General features: G+C 37.4%; 21 protein-coding genes. 1 reads left to right on the forward strand and 20 read right to left on the reverse strand.

Going from position 1 to position 23253, the window contains the following annotated elements; translation table 11 throughout:
* Window positions 1–45: 45 nt before the first annotated feature.
* From recG to NSQ08_RS17855, 3 genes are all read right to left on the reverse strand, one after another.
* The gene (recG, locus tag NSQ08_RS17845; RefSeq protein WP_256484434.1) at window positions 46–2094 is read right to left on the reverse strand and encodes an ATP-dependent DNA helicase RecG; all 2049 of its coding nucleotides are present in this window, start codon (window positions 2092–2094) and stop codon (window positions 46–48) included.
* Between the two features lie 424 nt (window positions 2095–2518).
* The gene (locus NSQ08_RS17850; protein ID WP_002033789.1) at window positions 2519–4195 is read right to left on the reverse strand and encodes a DAK2 domain-containing protein; all 1677 of its coding nucleotides are present in this window, start codon (window positions 4193–4195) and stop codon (window positions 2519–2521) included.
* Window positions 4196–4217: 22 nt separating this feature from the next.
* Complete coding sequence (locus tag NSQ08_RS17855; RefSeq protein ID WP_002014507.1) at window positions 4218–4580, reverse strand: Asp23/Gls24 family envelope stress response protein; 363 nt, start codon at window positions 4578–4580, stop codon at window positions 4218–4220.
* 378 nt (window positions 4581–4958) lie between these two features.
* Here NSQ08_RS17855 and rpmB point away from each other — a divergent pair, with 378 nt between their 5' ends.
* A complete protein-coding gene (gene rpmB, locus NSQ08_RS17860) occupies window positions 4959–5147 on the forward strand; it encodes a 50S ribosomal protein L28 (protein WP_000124776.1) in 189 nt (62 codons plus the stop codon).
* A 73-nt stretch (window positions 5148–5220) separates the two neighbouring features.
* Here the strand turns inward: rpmB and spoVM are convergent, their stop codons facing one another.
* The 17 genes from spoVM to NSQ08_RS17945 all read right to left on the reverse strand — a co-directional run bounded on the left by spoVM (window position 5221) and on the right by NSQ08_RS17945 (window position 23240).
* Window positions 5221–5301, reverse strand: coding sequence for a stage V sporulation protein SpoVM (gene spoVM, locus NSQ08_RS17865; protein ID WP_001213599.1), 81 nt, complete (start codon window positions 5299–5301; stop codon window positions 5221–5223).
* 66 nt (window positions 5302–5367) lie between these two features.
* The gene (locus tag NSQ08_RS17870) at window positions 5368–6048 is read right to left on the reverse strand and encodes a thiamine diphosphokinase (protein WP_002014506.1); all 681 of its coding nucleotides are present in this window, start codon (window positions 6046–6048) and stop codon (window positions 5368–5370) included.
* 100 nt (window positions 6049–6148) lie between these two features.
* Entirely contained in the window at window positions 6149–6793 is a 645-nt protein-coding gene (gene rpe / locus NSQ08_RS17875) for a ribulose-phosphate 3-epimerase (RefSeq protein ID WP_002014505.1), read from the reverse strand.
* Window positions 6794–6795: 2 nt separating this feature from the next.
* The gene (gene rsgA / locus NSQ08_RS17880; protein ID WP_002014503.1) at window positions 6796–7677 is read right to left on the reverse strand and encodes a ribosome small subunit-dependent GTPase A; all 882 of its coding nucleotides are present in this window, start codon (window positions 7675–7677) and stop codon (window positions 6796–6798) included.
* Window positions 7678–7947: 270 nt separating this feature from the next.
* A complete protein-coding gene (gene pknB, locus NSQ08_RS17885; RefSeq protein ID WP_002142922.1) occupies window positions 7948–9921 on the reverse strand; it encodes a Stk1 family PASTA domain-containing Ser/Thr kinase in 1974 nt (657 codons plus the stop codon).
* A gap of 8 nt (window positions 9922–9929) precedes the next feature.
* Window positions 9930–10682 carry a Stp1/IreP family PP2C-type Ser/Thr phosphatase gene (locus NSQ08_RS17890; protein WP_002066780.1) on the reverse strand — a complete coding sequence of 251 codons (753 nt, stop codon included), beginning with the start codon at window positions 10680–10682 and terminating at the stop codon, window positions 9930–9932.
* Window positions 10683–10686: 4 nt separating this feature from the next.
* Window positions 10687–11775 (reverse strand): 23S rRNA (adenine(2503)-C(2))-methyltransferase RlmN, encoded by a 1089-nt coding sequence (rlmN, locus tag NSQ08_RS17895; RefSeq protein WP_002014500.1) that lies wholly within the window; start codon window positions 11773–11775, stop codon window positions 10687–10689.
* Window positions 11776–11779: 4 nt separating this feature from the next.
* On the reverse strand, window positions 11780–13114 hold the full coding sequence (gene rsmB, locus NSQ08_RS17900; RefSeq protein ID WP_002128834.1) for a 16S rRNA (cytosine(967)-C(5))-methyltransferase RsmB: 1335 nt from the start codon (window positions 13112–13114) through the stop codon (window positions 11780–11782).
* Complete coding sequence (gene fmt, locus NSQ08_RS17905; RefSeq protein WP_002014498.1) at window positions 13111–14055, reverse strand: methionyl-tRNA formyltransferase; 945 nt, start codon at window positions 14053–14055, stop codon at window positions 13111–13113. Before fmt ends, rsmB begins: the two co-directional genes overlap by 4 nt.
* A 22-nt stretch (window positions 14056–14077) precedes the next feature.
* Window positions 14078–14548, reverse strand: coding sequence for a peptide deformylase (def, locus tag NSQ08_RS17910; protein WP_002014496.1), 471 nt, complete (start codon window positions 14546–14548; stop codon window positions 14078–14080).
* An 11-nt stretch (window positions 14549–14559) separates the two neighbouring features.
* Entirely contained in the window at window positions 14560–16965 is a 2406-nt protein-coding gene (gene priA, locus NSQ08_RS17915) for a primosomal protein N' (RefSeq protein WP_002128835.1), read from the reverse strand.
* Window positions 16962–18167 carry a bifunctional phosphopantothenoylcysteine decarboxylase/phosphopantothenate--cysteine ligase CoaBC gene (gene coaBC, locus NSQ08_RS17920; RefSeq protein WP_340777583.1) on the reverse strand — a complete coding sequence of 402 codons (1206 nt, stop codon included), beginning with the start codon at window positions 18165–18167 and terminating at the stop codon, window positions 16962–16964. The genes priA and coaBC overlap by 4 nt, the downstream gene beginning before the upstream one ends.
* A gap of 197 nt (window positions 18168–18364) precedes the next feature.
* Window positions 18365–18577: a DNA-directed RNA polymerase subunit omega gene (gene rpoZ, locus NSQ08_RS17925; RefSeq protein WP_002014493.1), complete on the reverse strand. Its 213-nt coding sequence runs from the start codon at window positions 18575–18577 to the stop codon at window positions 18365–18367.
* A 2-nt stretch (window positions 18578–18579) separates the two neighbouring features.
* Complete coding sequence (gene gmk / locus NSQ08_RS17930; protein WP_002014492.1) at window positions 18580–19197, reverse strand: guanylate kinase; 618 nt, start codon at window positions 19195–19197, stop codon at window positions 18580–18582.
* A 13-nt stretch (window positions 19198–19210) separates the two neighbouring features.
* Window positions 19211–19474, reverse strand: coding sequence for an extracellular matrix/biofilm regulator RemA (remA, locus tag NSQ08_RS17935; RefSeq protein ID WP_001251456.1), 264 nt, complete (start codon window positions 19472–19474; stop codon window positions 19211–19213).
* A gap of 67 nt (window positions 19475–19541) precedes the next feature.
* Window positions 19542–20417 (reverse strand): YicC/YloC family endoribonuclease, encoded by an 876-nt coding sequence (locus NSQ08_RS17940; protein ID WP_002088227.1) that lies wholly within the window; start codon window positions 20415–20417, stop codon window positions 19542–19544.
* Between the two features lie 99 nt (window positions 20418–20516).
* Window positions 20517–23240 carry a calcium-translocating P-type ATPase, SERCA-type gene (locus NSQ08_RS17945; protein ID WP_002033778.1) on the reverse strand — a complete coding sequence of 908 codons (2724 nt, stop codon included), beginning with the start codon at window positions 23238–23240 and terminating at the stop codon, window positions 20517–20519.
* Window positions 23241–23253 lie beyond the last annotated feature (13 nt).

Here is a 23253-nt window from a genome sequence, read left to right on the forward strand (position 1 = left end):
TAATCATTAAAAGTAGAATGCAACAAAAACTTTTGCAGACTACTTTTAATCGAGCTTCTCTCCCTGGAACACACCTGTCCCATCAAGATAAGTACGCAGCGAAGCATACTGATCATTATGCCAAAACGCTTCTGAATCAACTAGTATCGCTGCATCTTGTCTTGCTGTTTCTAACGCCCGATAATCATGTACCATATCAGCAACCTTAAATTCTGGTAGACCACTTTGCTTACTTCCAAAGAAATCCCCAGGACCTCGTAACTCTAAATCTTTTTCTGACAATACAAATCCATCATTTGTTTCAGTCATAATGCGCATTCTTTCTTTTCCCGTTTCTGATTTCGGGTCCGCAATTAATAAACAATATGATTGTTCACTACCACGCCCAACACGCCCCCTTAGCTGATGGAGCTGTGATAAACCGAAACGTTCCGCGTCATAAATAACCATAACAGTCGCATTTGGTACATTCACGCCTACTTCAACAACTGTTGTCGACACAAGAATTTGCACTTTATTTTCACTAAACTGTCCCATTATCTCTTCTTTTTCTTGAGATGATAGTCTCCCATGCATTAATCCAACTTGGCATTTCCCTTGATAATGATGAGTCAGCATACTATGTAAGTCGATAGCATTTTGTACATCAAGCTTCTCAGACTCTTCAATAAGAGGGCAAATAACATATGCCTGTCTTCCTTTTTTTATCTCTTTCTCCACAAAGCCGAGGACACGATCTAACATATCATGTTTTGCCCAGTACGTTTCGATTACCTTTCTACCAGCTGGCATTTCGTCGATAATAGAAACGTCCATCTCTCCAAATGCAGTGATAGCTAACGTACGCGGGATTGGGGTCGCCGTCATAAACAATACATCTGGACTTTCACCTTTCTCACGTAAAACCCGGCGCTGCGCCACACCAAATCGATGCTGTTCATCGGTAATAACGAGACCTAACCTATGAAATATAACTTCGTCTTGAATTAAAGCGTGCGTTCCAACAAGGATGTCTACTTCTCCCTGTTCTAATCTCGACAAAATTTCTCGACGTCTCGCACCTTTAACAGAACTTGTTAGCAATTCAACCTTCATACCGAAATGTGAAAACGTCTCCGCGAGCGACTGATAATGTTGCTCGGCTAAAATTTCTGTAGGAACCATCAAAGCACCTTGATAACGAGCCAATTTCGCCGCATAAAGAGCAATCGCAGCAACAACTGTTTTCCCAGAACCTACATCCCCTTGCAATAATCGATTCATTCGGTACGGAGATATCATATCTTTCATTATTTCATCTACAACCCGGCGTTGTGCACCAGTTAATGGAAACGGAAGCGCATCAGTAAACTCTTGCAATTCTACTAATGAAATTTCCTTTTTCGTCCCTTTCGAGTTTTCCCTTTCCATTTTCCGTAATGTTTGCATTTTCAACTGAAACAAGAAAAACTCCTCATATACAAAACGGCGACGCGCTTGCTTTAAGTCTTCCTGTCCCACTGGAAAATGTAACCCTCTGAGCGCTTCATAGCGTGATAATAATTTATATCGACTTAACAAACCATCTGGTAACACTTCGACTATAGAATCTCCATACTCCTTAAATGCTTGTGCAACAAACCGGCGCATCTGTTTTACTGTCAGTTTTCCTTTCACTGAATATACAGGTTCTACTTCTTGTTGTCGTACAACCGGTCCAAAATTCAGTTCTGATACAGCAATTGTTTGGCGATGCTGATCCCATTTACCAGTAATCGTTACCGTTTCATCTAAATTTAACTTTTGTTTATAGTATGGTCTATTAAAACATACAGCTGTAATTAAATAACGACCGACGAGAACACGAACTGTAAGACGTGACTTCTTCTTCCCATAATATTGCAGTAAAGGAGCACTATGAACTTTCCCCTCAACCGTTACACGCTCGTCATGCTTTACTTCAGCAAGATCTTTCATCGCATAGTCTTCATAGCGGTACGGAAAATGTTCTAATAGATGAGAAACTGTATAAATTCCCATCTCGTGTAACAACTCAGATGTTTCTCCTCCGATTCCCTTTACATCCGTAACAGGAACTTGTACAACTTCATTCAAGATTCTCACGCTCCGTCACATTATTTTCTTTGATTCATTCTATTGATTATCCATTATTATCATTGACATCTGTAATCGCTCTCTTTCACCTTATATATTCTATCATAGGCATTCTAAGAGAAACTACTCTAATCCCTCTATATAAAGTGAAACTATAATCAGTGGGCGCTTACGGGCAGTTAATCTCCCACTTAACTTCTTTGCTCCAGCCGAATATAGGGGGTGGAAGTTTTACTGCCCACAAATAGCGGGATAAAACAAAGTTGTACAATACGTAAGAAAAGAGCCTCACTATTAGCAGCAAGGCTCTTTTCTATCATCAATATGCTAGCCTTTTGAATAAAAACTAGTAATAAACTTCATATCACTATTTCTTATCTATTAGCAAGTAAGTAACCCATTTATTTTCAAATCGAATCTTTTCTTATTCTACAGAGAAGATGAAAGAATACACCGGTTGGTTCCCTGCATGTACTTCTACTTCTGCATCTTCAAAGTTCTCTTCTACAAACGCAACTAATTTAGCCACTTCTTCATCTGTTGCATCTTCACCTTGTAGAATCGTTACGATTTCAGAATCTTCATCAATTAGCGCTTCTAGTAATTGCTTTGCAGCTCCTACTTTCTCAGCATTTGTAGATACAATTTTCCCATCTGCAATACACATGAAATCATCTTTTTGAATCGCTACACCGTCAATTTCCGTATCACGAACAGCATACGTAATCTGACCTGTTTTCACATGAGCTAAAGCTTCTTTCATGTTTTCTTCATTCTCTTCTAGCGTTCCAACTGGATTAAATGCTAACATTGCAGCCATACCTTGAGGAACTGTTTTTGAACGAATAACAATAACTTCTTGTTCTACAACTGACGCTGCTTGTTCTGCTGCCATCACGATATTCCCGTTATTTGGTAAGATGATGATTTTTTCAGCATTCGCCTCTTCAATCGCCTTCACAATATCCTCCGTACTCGGATTCATCGTTTGGCCACCTTCGATAACTTTCGTTGCACCAATGCTCTCAAATAGAGTTTTAATACCCGATCCCATAGCTACAGTTACAATACCATACGGTTGTTTCTCTATTGGCTGATTCGTTTGTTCAGGTACCATGGTAGGTTCATCTAATAAAGCAGTATGCTGTTCACGCATATTTTCTACTTTGATCTTAATTAGACTACCGTAACGTTGTCCATAGTTCATAGGATCTCCAGGATGTTCCGCATGAATATGAACCTTTACAACCTCATCATCCGATACAACAAGTAGTGAATCTCCGTACACACTAATATCTTCACGGAATTTTTGTTCAGAGAAATTATGTTCCTTCATTTTTCCAGGCTCTAATTTCACCATGAACTCCGTACAATATCCATACTTAATATCTTCTGTACTCAATTGGCTTTGTACACTACGGTGATGTTCTGCACGTACCATGTCATTCATAGATGGTTGGGCAGGCATATCAGAAGAAATCGTTTCTCCTTTTAAGTCAGCTAAAAATCCTTCATATACAACAACAAGACCTTTACCACCGCTATCTACAACGCCAACTTGTTTTAATACAGGTAATAAATCTGGCGTACGATTTAACGATGCGTTTGCTTCTTTTACAACGTCTTCCATAAACAAAACAAAGTCGCGCTGTTTTTTCGCAACTGTCACTGCATATTTACCCGTTTCTCTTGCAACCGTTAAAATCGTTCCTTCAATTGGTTTCATAACCGCTTTGTAAGCTGCCTCTACTCCAGCTTCTAAAGCTGCAGCAAAATCAACTGTCGTTAATTCTTCTTTTTGTTCAATGGATTTAGAGAAACCACGGAATAACTGAGATAAAATAACCCCAGAGTTACCACGAGCTCCCATTAATAATCCTTTGGCTAAACTTACACCGACTTTACCAGCATGCTGCGAAGGATTTGCTTTCACTTCACGTGCGCCTGAAGTCATTGATAAGTTCATGTTTGTACCGGTATCGCCATCTGGAACTGGGAATACGTTTAATGCATCAACAAGCTGAACATTATTTGTTAAATTATTGGCTCCTTGAATGATCATTTGTGATAAACGTTTTCCATCAATTTTTTGAATTGACACAGATTTTCCTCCTTAATGCACATTACAAGTTTATTACTTTAACTCCTTGTACGTAGATGTTTACAGAATCTACTGCTAGTCCTACAGTTTGATCTAATGTATATTTCACTTTAGTCTGCACGTTATGTGCTACTTCTGAAATTTTCGTACCATAGCTCACAATAATATACATATCAATATGTACTTCATCTTCATTTTTACGAACAATAACGCCTCTAGTGAAGTTTTCTTTTCGTAAAATTTCTGTTAATCCATCTTTTAACTGATTTTTTGATGCCATACCTACGATACCGTAGCAATCTACTGCGGCACCTCCAGCAATTGTTGCAATTACATCTGTACTAATATCAATTTGACCGTACTTCGTTTTAATTTCAATTGACATCTCGTTTCCCCCTTCATAAATGGTGAAAGTGAGCTAGACTACTTTAGTTACTATCATATAATCTTTTTAAAGAAAATTCCATCGTTCTTTCTTTTTCACTCTCATATTTTATGTTTTAAATTACATTTTTTTATGATGAGCAAAATAGTCCATTGTTATTATACAACATGTACCACTATAATATGTCAAGCAATTTTTCTTGATTTCACCTTTTCTTCATTGACATATAGTGTCAAGTATTTTTTCTTGATTTCTTTTTCCTACGGTGTTGCATTCTCTTTTTAGTTGTGTTAAATTATAGTAGTGTTTTTAGCATCGCATAAAAGACTAATATTGAAAAATTACGTATGTTACGGTAGTTAAGGGAGGGAAATATAAATGGCTCGTGTTTGTGCTATCACTGGAAGAAAAGCTCGTTCTGGTAACTCTCGTTCTCACGCAATGAACGCTACAAAACGTAAATGGGGCGCTAACCTTCAAAAAGTTCGCGTACGCATCGACGGAAAAGTTCAACGTGTTTACGTTTCTGCTAGAGCATTAAAATCTGGCAAAATCGAACGTGTTTAATAATAAAAAAAAGAGCCGCTAGGCTCTTTTTTTATTATACCATTGGAAAAAGCACCGGTAATAGGTGCTTTTTTTAGTCTTTTTTGAAGGTATTTAACATCGCACGAACAATTCCACCAAGAAATTTAGGTAACTTAATTGTATAAAATCTCATGGTTTCCCTCCTAATCCCCATTACTCCACTTGTTCACTATATGATGCAAGGAGCAAAATTGTTTCTTCAATCAGTGCTTCTTATCATCATTAATATGCCAGAAGTGAATGAAAAAGTACCTTTTTCCTCAACGAGTTCATTACTAATACAAAGTGTCGATCCCCACTCTATTGTTTTATTAGTAAGGGGATACTTAAAACCGTGAAGTGTAATACCTTCTACCCTTTCAGTAACTGGTACAAATGATACGTATGGAAAATGTTCGTTTCCTTCAATTATATACATACCAAACTTTTTCACCATTATTTCATTTTTATTGTCCACAATACACATTTCTATATTTACTTCTAATCCCTTTAAAAGCATCTGAATATTTGCTAAACCATGATCAAGTCTTCCACCAGTAGCACCAAAAATACGAATTAATTTTGGTTTCTGTTCTAAAGCCCAGCTAATTGCAATTTCTAAATCTGTTTGATCTTTTTCTCGCGGGACGATATGTAATTCATTTGTTTGCTGCCTCATCCATGCTAATTCCTCATCAGTAACTGAATCATAATCCCCAAACGCAACAGCCGGAGTGATTCCTCTTTTCAACAAACGGTACACTCCTCTATCAACGGCCGCCCAAACTACTTCTTCATTTTCATACCGCGAAAAATCTGCGCAGTATTCTGCAGGTCCTCCCGCTAAAATATGAATAATCATTTTTCCTTCCCCTTCTATTGTAAAAAGGCAATCTGCCATTCGGTAGATTGCCTTTCTCCTTATTTGCCACTCTAACATGTATAAATAGTGAAGTCTTAATGAACTAGAAGCTTCACTAGGATAAAGGTTCGTTCATTCTTTATCCGCGAATTACACGAATTGCTTCACCGCGGTCTTTTTGATTGTATACTGCTGATCCCGCTACAAGAACATTCGCTCCTGCTTCAATACAAAGTCTTGCCGTTTCAGCGTTGACACCACCATCAACTTCAATTTCCACTTCTAGATTTCGCTCTTTAACCATTTCTGCAACTTGTTTGATTTTCGGTAATACAGAATGAATAAACTTCTGCCCGCCAAATCCAGGATTTACTGTCATAAGTAATACCATGTCTATATCTTCTAATACATGCTCAATCGTTGAAACTGGAGTATGCGGATTTAATACAACCCCTGCTTTAATGTCATGAGATTTAATTAACTGAATTGTACGATGTAAATGAGGACACGCTTCTACATGAACAGTAATAATATCCGCTCCCGCTTTTGCGAAAGTTGGGATATAGTTATCAGGATTTTCAATCATTAAATGTACATCTAACGGTAATGATGTAATCGGACGGATTGCTTCTACAATTAATGGTCCAATCGTAATATTTGGTACGAAATGCCCATCCATTACATCGACGTGAATGTAGTCAGCTCCGCCTTTTTCTACATCTTTAATCTCTTCCCCTAATCTTGAAAAATCTGCTGATAAAATCGATGGTGCAATTTTAATCATGACTAATACCTCGGCTTTCTCTCTCTAATTTCTTCTACGAATTGTTTGTAATTCTTATAACGATATTCGGTAATCTTTCCTTCTTCAACCGCAGCTTTCACCGCACATTTCGGTTCAGCAAGGTGTGTACACCCTCTAAATTTACAGTATTGGCTCGCTTCTTTCAACTCTGGAAAACAATATGTAAGATCTTCTACCTCTATATCTATGAAATCAAGCGAACTAAAACCAGGTGTATCCGCAACAAGTCCGCTTCCAACTGTAATTAATTCTACGTGTCTTGTCGTATGCTTTCCACGTCCTAAATGTGAAGAAATATCATTAGTTTTCAATTCTAAATCTGGACGTAATACGTTTAGCATTGAAGATTTCCCAACACCAGATTGGCCTGCAACGACGGAAATACAACCTTCTAAGAATGGTTTCAGAATATCAATACTTTCCGATGTATTTATAGAAGTAAACAACACATCATAACCCATTTCACGATAATCATTTGCATAAGATTCAACAGTTTCTCTCATTTTTTCATCTACTAAATCCATCTTACTAATACAAATAATTGGTTTAATGTTATGATATTCAATTAATACTAAAAATCGATCTAACAGTCCTGGATTAAAATCTGGTTCTACCGCAGAGAAAACAAGAATAGCTTGATCAACATTAGCAATAGGAGGTCTAACAAGTTCATTTTTCCGATCAAATACTTCTAACACATAACCTTCATTCGGATTATCCGCTTGAAAAACAACTTGGTCTCCTACAAGTGGCGTAATTTTATTCTTTCTAAATACACCACGCCCACGACATTGTGTAATCCCTTCCTCATTCTGCACATAATAAAACCCACTTAGAGCTTTTACAATTTTTCCTTCTGGCATATAATCCTCCTTTATTTTGTATAAAATGAAACTGCAATTAAATATGAATAGACTAGCGTTCTTTAAACAATTAGTTCAAAGCCCACCAAATATATATCCAGGTTCATATATTTAATCTACCATCAAATTTGAAATATTATTTACAACAGTATCACTTTTACAGCTTTTTGAATCATATATTTTTGCCTGTTATACAGTCCACGATGTAGACAGCATAACAGGCAAGAGTAATAAATTCCATCTTCTATATAAGGACGATGGAATTCACTATTATTGAGCTGGATATGGTACTTCCTTGTCCATAATCGTTACTCCATCTCGGACAATTTTATAGTGTCCCTTTGCACCTTCTTGAATTACAAATTCTAAAGAAATAATCGCTGACTCAGTAATTGTTCTCGTTTCAACTGGTTTATCCATTTTTTGCTGCATATCTTCTTTATAAATTTCTATTGTTTGCGGCTTTTTCTCACCTGTTGCAGAAGCTTCATATGGGATAGAAATGTTATCCACTTTTACCGTTTTCGTCACTTTAGGCTTCGGACCATCGGAGATAACAATCGATACTTTATCTCCTTCTTTTAAAGGTGTCCCAGGCTTTGGTAACTGTGAAATAACAAGACCTTTATCAACCTTATCTGAATACTCTCTTTGTATATCAGAAACAAGCTTTCTTTCATTTAAATAACCTTTTACACTATTTTCAGTCCATCCTGAAAAATCACCTGGTCTTATTTGATAAGGTCCTTTACTTACCCAAATTTTCAGTTCTTGTTCTGTCTCTATAACCATTTGATCAGGCGTTGGTATTTGCTCTACAATTTCACCTTTCGGCTTATCATTTTCAATATAATTTATTGTAACTTGTTTATATTCTTCTTCTAACTCAGCTCTTATACTCTCGAAATCTTTTCCTGTCAAATCACGCATCTTACTTTTCTTTTTCCCACCTGATTGATAGATAGTAATTTTAGAGTTTTCTTTCACTACTCTTCCTGCTATAGGATCTGTTTTTATCACTTTTCCGGCTTCAACATCATCTGTATATACAAGATTAGGTTCAGTAACTTCAAAACCTTTTTCAACTAATGTATTTACAGCTGTCGTATATTTCATACCAGCCACATCAGGAACCTTCACATCTTTCGGAATAAAGAAGCCTGGAATAACAGTAAGTGCTAATGTTATCCCTATCGCTAAAAGTAAAAATGTTGTAATTAAAACTTTCAGCCATTTATTATTTCGCTTTTTCTTCTTACCTGATTTGGTCTCTTCTTTTCTTACTTGTTCATCCACTTTACTTCCTTTTAATACAATCGTTTCATCACTTACATTTTGAAATAGTTGTTCTTGTTGAATAATTGGAATCGCTTTCGTTGCTTCCATATCTTCTGGTATGTAAAATGGTTGTTCATTTATTCGTTCTGGGTATAGTGCTGTTTCAATATCTCGTTTCATCGCGTTAGCAGATTGATATCGATGGAACGGATCTTTCGCAGTTGCCTTTAATATAATATTTTCAACACTTTGTGGAATATTGTCATTCCATCTTTTTGGAGATGGCATTTCATTTTGTAAATGTTTTAACGCAATTGCAACAGCAGATTCACCAGAAAACGGTTGTCTTCCTGTTAACAATTCAAACATAACAATCCCAAGTGAATAAATATCTGATTGTTTATTCGCTATACCGCCGCGCGCTTGTTCTGGTGATAAATAATGCACCGAACCGAGCACCGAATTTGTATGTGTAATTGTTGCTGCACTTGTAGCTGTCGCAATTCCAAAGTCTGTTACTTTGACCACTCCGTCATCTCGAATCAAAATATTGTGCGGTTTAATATCACGATGTACAATCTCAAAATGATGGGCGTGTGCCATAGCGGACGTTAACTGCTCCATTATATCAAGAGCCTCTCCTATCGGTAACATCCCTCGATCAATTATGTATTGCTTCAATGTTCGTCCAGGTACATATTCCATTACAAGATAATATATATCATCCTCTTCCCCAACATCATACATATTCACAATATTTGGATGCGACAACGTTGTAACAGATTGCGCTTCTCGATGGAAACGTTTAATAAACTCTTCATTATTTGAATAGTCGAGTCTTAATATTTTTACCGCTACATCTCGGCCGAGTATATCATCATGAGCTAAATATACATTGGCCATTCCTCCACCGCCAATCATTTTCAGCAGCTTATAACGGTCATTTAAGCGTTTTCCAATCAGCACGTTGCACTTCACCTACTTTCGTTTGTCGAATCCGTATAATCAATAATAACGAGGGTAATATTATCTTCTCCACCACGATCATTTGCTAATTGAATGAGATGCTCTCCCTTCGCCTCGAGCTGTTCATTCAATTGTAAAATTTGTTGCATATCAGCAATAGAAACTTTGTTAGACAATCCATCCGAGCAAAGAAGTAATTGATCATCTTCTTCAAGCACCAATGTTTTAACATCTAATCCAACTGTTTCTTCATTTCCTAATGCTCTTAACAAAACATTCTTTTTCGGGTGATATTCTGCATCTTCCTTTGAAATTTCGCCATGTCTTACAAGTTCATTTACAAGCGAATGATCTTCCGTTACAAGCGTCATTTTCCCCTCTGATACCATATAACAACGACTATCTCCTATATGACCTATCGTCACAAAATTCGATGTACAAATGGCTATTATAAGTGTTGTTCCCATGCCATTACATTCTGCATGCTGCTGAGAGTAAGCATATATGCGCTCATTAATAATTCCAACGTTAGTATGTAACCACTTTTCTACCTTTTTAGGCTCATTCATATTATGCGTTTGCTTCCAATAATCATGGAATAATTGAATAGCCATCGAGCTAGCTACATCGCCAGCTCGATGACCTCCCATTCCATCTGCTACTACCGCTAAAATATTTCCATCTAAATTGCGAAAAACTCCTGCACTATCTTCATTATGTTGACGAACTTTTCCTTTATCCGATAGAAACACGGCTTTCATCTAGTCACCTCGTCTCTTCTTTGCGCTCCTTTGCACGCAACTGACCGCAGGCTGCATCAATATCATGACCTTGTTCACGGCGAATGGTTACATTCACTCCACGATCTTTTAGCGTCTTTTCAAATAAGAAAATTTGCTCTCGTGGCGTACGTACATAATCACGTTCTGGCACGTAGTTTACCGGAATTAAGTTTACATGACATTTTACACCTTTTAAGAGCGCAGCAAGTTCTTCAGCGTGCTCAACTTGGTCATTTTCTCCTCCAAATAAGCCATATTCAAATGTAATACGACGCCCTGTTCTATTTACATAGTATTTAACAGCTTCCATTAAATCAGGTAGCTTATAAGCACGGTTGATCGGCATTAATTTTGAACGTATCTCTGTATTTGCAGCATGCAATGAAATCGCAAAATTAATTTGCATATCTTCTTCAGCGAACTTATAAATTTTTGGAACAATTCCACTTGTTGAAACTGTCATATGTCTTGCACCAATATGAATTCCTTTTTCATGATTTACAATGCGTAAGAATGACATTAAGTTATCATAATTATCAAATGGCTCTCCAATTCCCATAACAACAAGAGAACTTACACGTTCTTCTGTTTCATCAAGCGCACGCTGAACTTCTACTACTTGCGCTACAATTTCTCCAGCCTCTAAGTTTCGTTTTAACCCACCAAGTGTAGAAGCACAGAACGTACAGCCAATGCGGCAACCCACCTGTGTTGTTACACAAATGGAATTTCCATATTCATGTCGCATTAGTACAGTTTCAATAGAGTATCCATCGTATAACTGGAATAGGAATTTAATCGTTCCATCCGAAGACGTTTGTTTTACTAAAGTGTTTAAAGTAGTAATATCAAAGGAATTCGACAATTTATCGCGCAATCCTTTAGCAAGGTTTGACATATCCTCATAATTTTTTACACGTTTTTTATATAGCCAATCAAAAATTTGTCCTGCACGGAACTTAGGTTCTCCTTGTTCCTTTAACCAATCTTGCATTTCATGAAGTTGTAAAGAATAAATTGATGGTTTCTTTGTTTCTAGATTTTTCTTTTGTTTTTTTACAGTCGTTTCCATGATGCTACACCTTCTTTCTTAAACAAGCAATATAAAAGCCATCTGTTGCAAAATAATGCGGTAAAATTCGTACTTGACCTTCATCAATATACGGATTTAACTTTTCTGGCATGCGATCTTTTATCGTAGTATCCCATTCAAATTCAGGATGCTCTTGTAAAAATTGCTTTATTACTTGTTCATTTTCTATTTTTTCAATTGTGCACGTACTATAAACAAGGCGACCACCTTGTTTTAACAATGGTGCTATTTTTTCTAGTATCGCAAGTTGAATCGTTGATAACCTTTCACTATCGCCCTTATCTTTACCTAACTTAATATCAGGTTTACGTCTAATAACACCAAATCCAGAACATGGTGCATCTACTAATATTTTGTCAAAAGATTCATTTGCAAAATGCTCTTGAACTTTTCTAGCATCTAAAGCCATCGTTTCTACATTTTCTAAACCAAGTCTCTTCGCCTGTTGTTCAATTAAACGTACTTTATGTGCGTGTAAATCAAGCGACATTACCTTACCAGTTCCGTCCAAACGCTCTGCAATATGAGTTGTTTTTCCGCCAGGAGCAGCACAACTATCTAGAACTGTATCTCCTTTATTCGGTTCTAAAGCACGTGCTACAAGCATTGAGCTTTCATCTTGAATAGAAAGGAAACCTTTTTTGAACGCTTCTGTATGTGCGACATTTCCTCTTTCAATTTGAATTGCATCCTCTGACAATTCACCACGTTTTGCTTCTATACCCTCATCAGCTAATAACGCAACCGCTTCTTCTACCGTTACTTTATCAACATTTACACGTGCTGTTGGTACAGGTGGCAACATATTTACTTCACACATTTTCTCTGCTGTCTCTAAACCATATTCGGATGCCCATTCTTGTACAAGCCACATTGGATGACTCGTTGCAATCGCAAGACGTTCTACTGGATTTTCGATTTCTTCTAACGAAGGTACACCTTCTCGCTGAATTGAACGCAATACTCCGTTCACCATGCCTGAAATCCCTTTATGTCCACGACGCTTTGCAATCTCAACTGCTTCATGAATAGCCGCTCTTTCTGGAACTCGGTCTAAATATAGCATTTGATATAGAGATAGGCGAAGCAACACTCTTACCCACGCTTCAACCTTTTTTCTTAAAAATGGTTGTAAATAATAATCTAGTGTGTCACGACGTTGAATTGTTCCATATACCATTTCAGTTAATAAACCAATATCTTTTCTGTCAATTGTATTTTTTTCAATCAAATTATTTAAAAGTAAGTTGCTATATGCACCACTTTTTTCTACTTGAATTAAGCCATCCAGAGCTAATTCACGAACATTTTGTCTCATGCATTTTCTCCTAACTTCGTACCAATTTCAGGTTTTGTTCCACGTAAAAATTGTGAACAACTCATACGCTTTTTACCAGATGGTTGCAATTCAGTGATTTTAACGCCTGTCTCGTTCCCTGTTGCAACAACAAACCCATCTTCTTCAAGAGCTACTATTGTACCTGGTTCAGCTTTCTCTGTAATAGAGACCTTCTCTCCCCACCATACTTTAATAACTTGTCCTGCCAAAGTCGTATAAGCAACTGGCCATGGATTCAATCCGCGAATGTGATTGTATACTTCTTCACCTGTTTTTGTCCAATCAATTATCTCTTGCTCACGTTTTATATTATATGCAAACGTCACTTCAGCTTCACTTTGTTTAATTGGTTCTAGTTTACCCTGAATTAGTAAAGGAACCGTTTTAGATAAAAGGTGTGCTCCTGCTTCGCTTAACTTATCAAATAATGAACCTGTTGTTTCACGCTCTTCAATTTCTACTTCTACTTGCGTTAATATATCGCCCGCATCTAATTTTTCTACCATATACATAATTGTAATACCTGTTTTCTCTTTACCTTCCATGATCGCATAATGAATTGGTGCACCACCGCGAAGTTCTGGAAGTAATGATGCGTGGACATTAATACATCCATACTTTGGCGCTTCTAAAATTTCATTCGGTACGATTTGTCCAAATGCTGCTGTTACAATTAAGTCTGGCTCTAGTGCTAATACTTTTTCATATTCGTCTTTTTCACGAATTTTTAACGGCTGTACTACTGGAATACCATGTTTCTCCGCTTCTACTTTAACAGGAGTAGGTGTTAAAACCTTTTTTCTACCAACTGGACGATCAGGTTGCGTTACAACACCAACTACGTCATATCCGTCCTCGATAAGACGACGAAGCACCGGCACAGAAAAGTCCGGTGTCCCCATAAATACTACTTTCATCATTCAAAAACCGCTCCTTTTAAACCTATTCTAATTCGCCTGCTTCATAATACCTTTTCACTTTAGATGTAAATAAAACACCGTGTAAATGATCGATTTCATGCTGAATTGCACGCGCTAAGAAGTCATCCGCTTCTAATAAAAATATTTTACCGCGACGATTTTGTGCACGTACTTTAATGTAATCTGCACGCTCCACTTCACCATAAAGTCCCGGAAAGCTTAAGCAGCCTTCGGGACCTACTTGTTCACCACGTTTTTCTAAAATAACAGGATTAATCAATTCAATTTTACCCGTATCATCACCTATATCAACAACAGCAACTTGTAAGCTTACACCCACTTGTGGCGCAGCTAGACCAACTCCGTCTGCAATTAACATTGTTTCATGCATATCTTTTAACAATTTCACTAACTTTTTATCAAAGTTAATTACTCTTTCGCATGGTGTTTCTAACACTTCATTTGGATGCTTTACAATTTCTAAAACTGCCATATTTCCCTCCGCTACATTAACATTGTTGGATTAAAATCAATTGAGATTTGTAGCTCTTTTTGCATTTCTGCTTGATAATGTTCATTTACCATTTTGAGCACGTTCTTTAAGTTTGGTTCCCGTTTGTATTTTATCATGCATTGGTAACGATATCTATCTTTTATCCTTGGAATTGCTGAAGCAACCGGCCCTAACACCATTGTTTGCCTTGAACAATGCGTTCGTAAATGACCGACAATTTTTTCCGTCACTTGGACTGCCTTTAATAACTCCGGATGAGATACAGTTACAAGTACAACGTAGTAATATGGCGGATATTGTCTCATTTGCCTCATTTGCATTTCGTGCTCATAAAATACATCATATTGTTGATTCTTTGCTAATTCTACACTGTAATGTTCCGGCGTATACGTTTGAATTACAACTTCACCTGGCAATTCATGTCTTCCTGCACGTCCACTTACTTGTGTCAATAGCTGATACGTCTTTTCACTCGCCCGAAAATCAGGTAGATGAAGCATCGTATCCGCCGTTAAAACGCCAACAAGCGTCACCTTCGGAAAATCAAGCCCTTTTGCAATCATCTGTGTTCCAAGTAATATATCTGCTTTCTCTTCACCAAACGCCTTTAATAATTTTTCATGCATTCCTTTACGGCTTGTTGTATCCACATCCATTCGAATGACCCGCGCCTCAGGGAATAGTTTTGTGATTTCTTCTTCAACCTTTTGCGTCCCTGTACCAAAGAAACGAATATACGTACTATTACAAGCAGGACACTCCGTTGGCATATTTTCCTCATGACTACAATAATGACACTTTAAACGATGGTTCATTTTGTGATATGTCAACGAAATATCACAATGCGGACATTGTACGACATACCCACAATCACGACACATCACAAACGTAGAATGACCCCTTCTATTTAAAAAGAGAACCATTTGTTCTTTCTTTTCTAATCGATCTGCTATTTTTTCATGCAGTGCCTTTGAAAACATTGAGCGATTTCCATCACGAAGCTCTTCACGCATATCAACAATTTCTACAGTCGGCAAAGCTTGCTTGTTCATACGTTTTTCCATTGTAAGCAACCCATAGACACCTTTTTTCGCTCTAGCAAACGATTCAAGTGTCGGCGTTGCACTTCCGAGAACGATTGGACACTTATGATATTGTCCTCTCCACACTGCTACATCTCTTGCATGATACTTTGGGTTATCCTCTTGCTTATAACTTGATTCATGCTCTTCATCAATAATAATGATTCCTAAATTTTCGAATGGAGCAAAAATAGCTGAACGCGCACCAACTACAACTTTCACTTCTTTTCTTAATATCTTTCGCCATTCATCATATTTCTCGCCAACAGAAAGCGCACTGTGAAGAACTGCAACTTGCGAACCGAACCTACCTTTAAAGCGATCTACCATCTGGGGCGTTAGCGCAATTTCAGGAACAAGCACAATTGCTTCTTTTCCTTTCTCGAGCACCGCTGCTATAGATTGTAAATATACTTCAGTCTTACCACTTCCTGTAACACCATATAGTAAAAATGGATTGTAAGTTTCATTTGTAATTGATGACAAAATCGGTGTAATTACTTGTTTTTGTTCCTCAGTAAGCGGAAATGGTTTCGTTTGTTCAAAATCATCATCGTCATACGGACTCCGGTATACCTCTACATACTTTTCTGAGATTAGACCCTTTTTAACAAGTGCTTTTATTGGAGCATCTGTTATTTGTAATTCTTCTGTTAAATTTTTTAACGGTACACTTTTGTAGTTTTCTACAAAATAATAGAGTACATCTTGTTGTTTTTTACTTTTCAGTTCAAATGCTGCTAATTCCAATTTATCTGCCGGCAACTCCGGTTGAACTACTCTTTGTTTCTTCTTCTGCACTTTATCCTTTACTTGATAAACCACTTCAGTCGTACCATTTTTAATTTCTTGTTGAATAGTGCGATATAGGTGCGGCTGTGCTTCGATAACTTCCCAATCTATCGTTTCCTTCCCTTGAAATAAAGAAAGAATTTCTGGTGCTACTTCTTCTCGGTTACGAAGTTGCAGACGCTTTTTATATGTTGCTTTAATCGCCGTCGGAAGCATCACCTGAAAAGCTGAAATCATATAACATAACGTTTCACTTGTAAGCCAATACCCAAGTTTTAATAATTCATCATTTAAAACCGGAGTGACATCTAATATTTCATACAACGCTTTTAACTTTTTACTTTCTAGTTCAACCGAATCCTTTATGCCAATAATAAAACCTTGCAATTTCCTCGGACCGAATGGGACTACTACACGCATTCCTGTTTGCACGATATCTTCCCATTTTTTAGGGATAATATAATCAAACGGTCGATCTGTTTGACGTGCAGGTACATCAACAATTACACTTGCAAACTTCATACATAATCATCTTCTAACATCATTTCTATTTGCTTTAATATTTCACGAGCCACTTCTTTCTTCGTTAAAAGTGGCAGCTCAATGATTTCTCCATCTTTTCTATACATTGTCACAATATTTGTATCCGTACTAAACCCAGCTCCTTGCGCTTTCACGTCATTCGCAACAATCATATTTGCATTTTTCTCACGTAATTTTCTCGTTGCGTATTCCTCTATGTTTGTCGTTTCAGCTGCGAAACCGATAAGTAACTGTCGGTCCTTCTTCTCACCTAACGTTTTTAAAATATCCACTGTTCTTTCTAATTCAATTACAGCATCGCCATTTTTCTTTTTCATTTTATTATCATGAACATATTTCGGACGGTAATCTGCAACGGCTGCTGTTTTGATGACAACATCCACACTCTGATAATGCTGAAGGACTGCCTCTAACATATCTTGTGCAGATTCTACTTGTATTGTTGTGACATGTAATGGTGACTCTAATGCTGTCGGTCCTGACACAAGTATGACATCAGCACCTAAGCTTGCTGCAACTTCTGCGATCGCATACCCCATCTTTCCAGAAGAAAAATTCGTCATAAAACGAACCGGATCAATCTTTTCACGTGTCGGTCCAGCTGTTATTAATATTCGTTTTCCTTGCAATGGTTGTTGTTCCGAGAAAGCCTCTTCTAATCGCCCAATAATTGCTTCAGGTTCTTCCAGTCTTCCTTTTGCTACATAACCACATGCTAAAAAACCTTCCCCAGGCTCAATAAATGTATATCCTAATGTTTTTAACGTCATCATGTTTTTTTGAACAATTTTATTTTCATACATATGCACATTCATAGCAGGTGCAATCCACACTGGAGCTGTAGTAGCTAACAAAGTAGTTGTAATCATATCATCAGCAATACCGCCAGCTAACTTTCCAATGCAATTAGCTGTAGCAGGTGCAACAAGTACAACATCTGCCCAATCCGCTAAATCAATATGAGCAATAACAGCCGAGTCTTTCTCATCAAACGTATCCGTATATACATCATGGCGAGAAAGTGCTTGAAATGTAAGAGGCGTAACAAACTTCATTGCCGACTCACTCATCATTACTTTTACAAGAGCGCCAGCTTGTGTCAATTTACTTGTTAACGCAGCCGCCTTAAAAACTGCAATGCCTCCTGTTACACATAGAAGTATCTTTTTCCCTTTTAGCATATGACTCGTCCTCTTTCTTTTTCAAACTTATTCTACTGAAATAGAATTTCCAGCTCGTCAGTACCAGTATTTCGTTCCGTCTTTTTCGATTCCTTTTCATCCCTATCGTAAAAAAATAACAACCTACTTGTAAATAGGTTGTTACCGTTACATAGAAAATTATAAAGTCTATGTTTTAATTTGTCGAAAAGAATGTCTTAATCAATTATTGTGTCATCGCTTGGTACATATTTTAATACTTCTAAATCGATTTCTTCTAATGCTTTACCTACACATTTATAAGAAACAGGCTTTTCAATAACACAATTGTCAGCAATTTGCATTTCACGTGCACGCTTTGCAGCTACTGTTACAAGTGTATATTTAGAATCGATTTTTGTTAATAATGAGTCAATTGATGGATTTAACATAATTATAGACCCTCCGTCATTTCTTTATAGTATTTTGCCACTCTTTCGCGGCGGCAATGTTCACCAACCACAATTGCTTTAATTCGGTCGCAAGCTAATTCAACTTGATCGTTTTCTACAACATAGTCATAAGCGTCCATCATTTCGATTTCTTCTTTCGCTACAGTTAAACGATTTTCAATAACATCTTCAGTTTCTGTACCACGGCCGACAATTCGGTTCTTTAGTTCAGATAAACTTGGAGGTGCTAAGAAAATAAATACACCTGCTGGGAAGGCTTTCTTAACTTGAATTGCTCCTTGCACTTCAATTTCTAAGAACACATCTTTTCCTTCTTGTAACGTTTTTTCAACATAATCAATCGGTGTTCCGTAATAATTACCAACGAACTCAGCCCATTCAAGTAACTTTTCATTACGAATCATTTCTTCAAATTCTTCTCTCTCTTTAAAGAAATAATCCACACCATCTACTTCACCTTCACGCGGTTTACGTGTCGTTACTGAAATAGAGTACTGAAAACGTGTGTCTTCATGGCTAAACAGCTCTTTTCGAACCGTTCCTTTCCCGACACCAGAAGGTCCCGAAAGAACGATGAGCAATCCTCTTCTACTTCTCATAAATATGTAAAACCTACCCTTCCTCACTTAAATCTTCTTTATTATTCAAACGATGTGCAATCGTCTCTGGCTGAATTGGACTTAATACTACATGCCCATCATCCATAACAATAACCGCCCTTGTTTTTCTCCCATACGTAGCATCAAGCAAAGCATTATGTTCACGCGCTTCCTGTACTGTCCGTTTAATAGGAGCTGACTCCGGACTTACAATAGCAATAATTCGATGAGCAGATACAATATTTCCGTATCCAATATTTAAAAACCGCATGGCCATAGTTTGCGCCTCCTAGTAAGTCTATCCGATTTCTCCACCACGTATAACTTTATATATTTTTTGAAAGCTACTCAATATTTTGTACTTGTTCACGAATTTTTTCAAGGTTATTTTTCATTTCTACGACATATTTTGAAATTGTTAAGTCATTTGCCTTAGAACCTATCGTATTAACTTCCCTATGCATCTCTTGCACGATGAAGTCCATTTTCCTTCCAACAGGCTCTGTAATTTGCAGTGCTTCACGAAATTGATCTAAATGACTTTGTAATCGAACTAATTCTTCGTGAATATCTGAACGCTCTGCAAATATTGCTACTTCTGTCAACAATCGTTGTTCATCTAAATCTTGATTATGTAATTCTTTTAAGCGATTTTCTAATCGTTCACGATATTTTTGTGTAACAATTGGTGCATGTGGAATAATTGCATTTACACAATTATGAATCTCTTGCAAACGATATGCTATATCTTTATGTAATCGTTCTCCTTCGCCATCTCTCATCGTTTTCAACATATGAGCAGCTTGGCGAACAGCTTCATATAAACCGGTTTCAAATTGTTCATTTACATTTTCTATTTCTTCAACTGCCGTTACTTCTGGCATTCCCATTAGTTGCCCGAGTGTAATAGAATCTTGTAATTGAAATTTCCCTTTTATATCTTCCATAATGGATTGGTACTGCTTGAGAAGTTCCCAATTCACAGTTAATTTTCTTTCAACAAGCCCTTCACCTGTTATACTAATAGACACTTCAATACGTCCACGGCGAACTTGCTTTGCAATTATTTTACGAATCTTGTCTTCAAACGCCATCATTTGCTTCGGAAGCCGAATACTCATTTCTAAAAAACGATGGTTCACCGACTTCATTTCTACTGTTATTTGAAAAGTATCGTTTTCTACCTTCGATCTTCCAAATCCTGTCATACTACAAATCATCTTTATCACATCCAAGCCATGAAATAACTCAATGAAAAAGGCAATAGAGACAAGGCTCTACTACCTTCTGTAAATTATATCATATTTTCATATCATTGACTATTTCAAGTTTAATCCCTTCTTATATAACAGCGGCTTTTTCTTTTTCTCCTTTTTTCTTGTTAATAAGGATCCTACTAATAAGAAGGTCGGAATAGATGATAATCCTCCAATTAACAACCAATCTCGTGCTTGTATCGGCATTGTGCTAAAAATCGGCTGTAATGGTGGATAATATATAACTACAAGCATTAACAGTAAAGAAATAATAACCGCCCCTACTAAATATATATTTCCAAACGGGTTGCGGTGAAATATAGAATGTTCACTACGACAATCAAATACATGAATAAGCTGAGCCAGTACTAATGTTGCGAAGGCTACCGTTTGTGCATACTTCAATTCATTCGGATGCTGGTTAAATGCAATAATAAACGCTACTAATGTCACTGCTCCGATTAGAAAACCACGACTTATAATTTTCCACGCAAGCCCTCTAGCAAACACCCCTTCTTTCGGATGGCGTGGTGTTCTCTTCATCACATCTCCTTCAGCCTTATCCAAACCTAATGCCATCGCTGGTAAACCGTCAGTAACTAAGTTCACCCATAAAATTTGAATTGGAACCATCGGCAATGGCAGTGCAAGTAACATCGCAAATAACATAACTAAAATTTCACCAACGTTAGATGCTAACAAATACCGAATAAACTTCCGAATATTTTCATATATGTTTCTACCTTCTTTAATCGCCGATTTAATCGTAGCAAAGTTATCATCTAACAACACAAGTGACGAAGCTTCTTTTGCAACATCTGTCCCTGTAATTCCCATCGCAATCCCTATATCAGCTGTTTTAATAGCTGGAGCATCGTTCACTCCATCACCTGTCATAGCTACTATATGTCCCTTATTTTGTAGCGCCTTAACGATTTTCAATTTATGCTCAGGAGACACACGAGCGAATACATACGTATCTTCTACAATATCTTCTAATGCCTCTACATCCATATTCGCAAGTTCTACACCTTCAACAACGCGTCCACCCGCCGGTAAAACCCCTAGCTGTTCCGCAATTGCCATTGCCGTCACTTTATGATCTCCCGTAATCATTACCGTTCTAATACCAGCTTCCTTACACTCTTTCACCGCTTGCGCCACTTCTAGTCTTGGCGGATCTATCATTCCTTGTATTCCAACAAGCATAAAATCCTGCTCGACTTCTCTTTCATGTTCAATTGAATCTGTAGCTTTTAACGGTTTAAATGCCACCGCAATCGTTCGTAAAGCTTGACTTCCTAAACTATGAATCGCTGCCTGCACTTCTTTTCGATACATTTCACTTAAAGGCTGCTGCTTATTTCCCCACAAAATTGTTTGACTCATCTGCAAAAGAACATCTGGTGCTCCTTTTGTAATAACAAATTTTTTACCTTCACGATCACGAACGATAACGCTCATCATTTTTCTAGTTGAATCAAAAGGAAATTCACGAATGACTTCAAACTTTCCTTTAAGAGCTTCACGTGATATTCCCGCCTTCATTGCAGCAGCAACGAGAGCTCCCTCTGTTGGATCTCCATCTAACACATACGTCTTTTTCTTTTGAATAACATTCGCATTATTACATAAACAGCCAAATGTAAGTAGTTGATACAGTGATTTCGTCTTAGTAGGGTCAATTACTTCTTCACCTTTCATAAACGAACCTGTTGGCTCATAGCCTTGACCTGTTACTTTCCACAATTCTCCGCCTGACCACATATGTGTTACCATCATTTTATTTTGTGTCATTGTTCCTGTTTTATCTGAGCAAATAACAGAAGCACAGCCTAACGTTTCTACAGCTGGCAACTTTCGCACAATTGCCCTCTTTTTAATCATACGCTGTACACCAAGTGATAGCGCAACCGTAACGATAGCTGGCAATCCTTCTGGAATAGCTGCAACAGCAAGCGAAACCCCAGCCAAAAACATGTGATACACTTCATTCCCTTGATATACACCAGCTAGTACAACAAGAGCCGTCAAAATAAGAGCAACAATAATTAAAATTTTTCCAAGCTGTTCTAATCTTCTTTGTAATGGCGTTTCCATTTGCTCAGCATTTTGCAACATATTTGCAATTTGCCCCATAGCTGTATTCATTCCAGTTGCTACGACTACCCCTGTTCCAGCACCTCTCGTTATCATCGTCCCCATAAATGCCATGTTTTTTTGATCACCAATTGAAACATCTTGACCTTGTAACGCATCTACCTTCTTTTGTACAGGCAATGACTCTCCTGTAAGAGCCGATTCTTCAATATATAAACTTGAAGATTCCACAAGGCGAACATCTGCGCCAATACGGTCACCACTAGAAAATTTAATAATATCACCTAGTACAAGCGCTTTTGACGGCGCTTTTATCCACTTCCCATTTCTTAGTACAGTAACTTGAGGAGCTGCCAATTCTTTTAAAGCTTCCAACGATTTTTCAGCTTTCCTCTCTTGGAAGAAACCGAGGACACCATTAATAATAACAATTGCAACAATTGCAATCGAATCAATATACTCTCCTAAAAAAGCTGAAATAATTGTAGCACCAAATAAAACAAGTACCATAAAATCTTTAAATTGCGCTAAAAACACCATAAGCGCAGAAGGCCGCTTTGCTTCTTGCAATTCATTTGTACCAAATTTCTTTAATCGGCCCTCTGCTTCTTGCTCTGTAAGACCTACCTCCACATTCGTATTCGTTCTTTCCTCCACTTCATGTGCTCGCATTTCATACCAGTTCATCCTGCCATCGACC

The sequence above is a fragment of the Bacillus sp. FSL E2-8887 genome, from assembly GCF_038007205.1.
GTDB lineage: Bacteria > Bacillota > Bacilli > Bacillales > Bacillaceae_G > Bacillus_A > Bacillus_A mycoides.

Coding starts and splice junctions, on each gene's coding strand:
- NSQ08_RS17855 (WP_002014507.1), bottom strand. CDS start 4,580: ATGTCAATTGAAATTAAAACGAAGTACGGTCAAATTGATATTAGTACA.
- rpmB (WP_000124776.1), top strand. CDS start 4,959: ATGGCTCGTGTTTGTGCTATCACTGGAAGAAAAGCTCGTTCTGGTAAC.
- spoVM (WP_001213599.1), bottom strand. CDS start 5,301: ATGAGATTTTATACAATTAAGTTACCTAAATTTCTTGGTGGAATTGTT.
- NSQ08_RS17870 (WP_002014506.1), bottom strand. CDS start 6,048: ATGGCAGATTGCCTTTTTACAATAGAAGGGGAAGGAAAAATGATTATT.
- rpe (WP_002014505.1), bottom strand. CDS start 6,793: ATGATTAAAATTGCACCATCGATTTTATCAGCAGATTTTTCAAGATTA.
- rsgA (WP_002014503.1), bottom strand. CDS start 7,677: ATGCCAGAAGGAAAAATTGTAAAAGCTCTAAGTGGGTTTTATTATGTG.
- NSQ08_RS17890 (WP_002066780.1), bottom strand. CDS start 10,682: ATGAAAGCCGTGTTTCTATCGGATAAAGGAAAAGTTCGTCAACATAAT.
- rlmN (WP_002014500.1), bottom strand. CDS start 11,775: ATGGAAACGACTGTAAAAAAACAAAAGAAAAATCTAGAAACAAAGAAA.
- rsmB (WP_002128834.1), bottom strand. CDS start 13,114: ATGAGACAAAATGTTCGTGAATTAGCTCTGGATGGCTTAATTCAAGTA.
- fmt (WP_002014498.1), bottom strand. CDS start 14,055: ATGATGAAAGTAGTATTTATGGGGACACCGGACTTTTCTGTGCCGGTG.
- def (WP_002014496.1), bottom strand. CDS start 14,548: ATGGCAGTTTTAGAAATTGTAAAGCATCCAAATGAAGTGTTAGAAACA.
- priA (WP_002128835.1), bottom strand. CDS start 16,965: ATGAAGTTTGCAAGTGTAATTGTTGATGTACCTGCACGTCAAACAGAT.
- coaBC (WP_340777583.1), bottom strand. CDS start 18,167: ATGCTAAAAGGGAAAAAGATACTTCTATGTGTAACAGGAGGCATTGCA.
- rpoZ (WP_002014493.1), bottom strand. CDS start 18,577: ATGTTAAATCCATCAATTGACTCATTATTAACAAAAATCGATTCTAAA.
- gmk (WP_002014492.1), bottom strand. CDS start 19,197: ATGAGAAGTAGAAGAGGATTGCTCATCGTTCTTTCGGGACCTTCTGGT.
- remA (WP_001251456.1), bottom strand. CDS start 19,474: ATGGCCATGCGGTTTTTAAATATTGGATACGGAAATATTGTATCTGCT.
- NSQ08_RS17940 (WP_002088227.1), bottom strand. CDS start 20,417: ATGATTTGTAGTATGACAGGATTTGGAAGATCGAAGGTAGAAAACGAT.
- NSQ08_RS17945 (WP_002033778.1), bottom strand. CDS start 23,240: ATGAACTGGTATGAAATGCGAGCACATGAAGTGGAGGAAAGAACGAAT.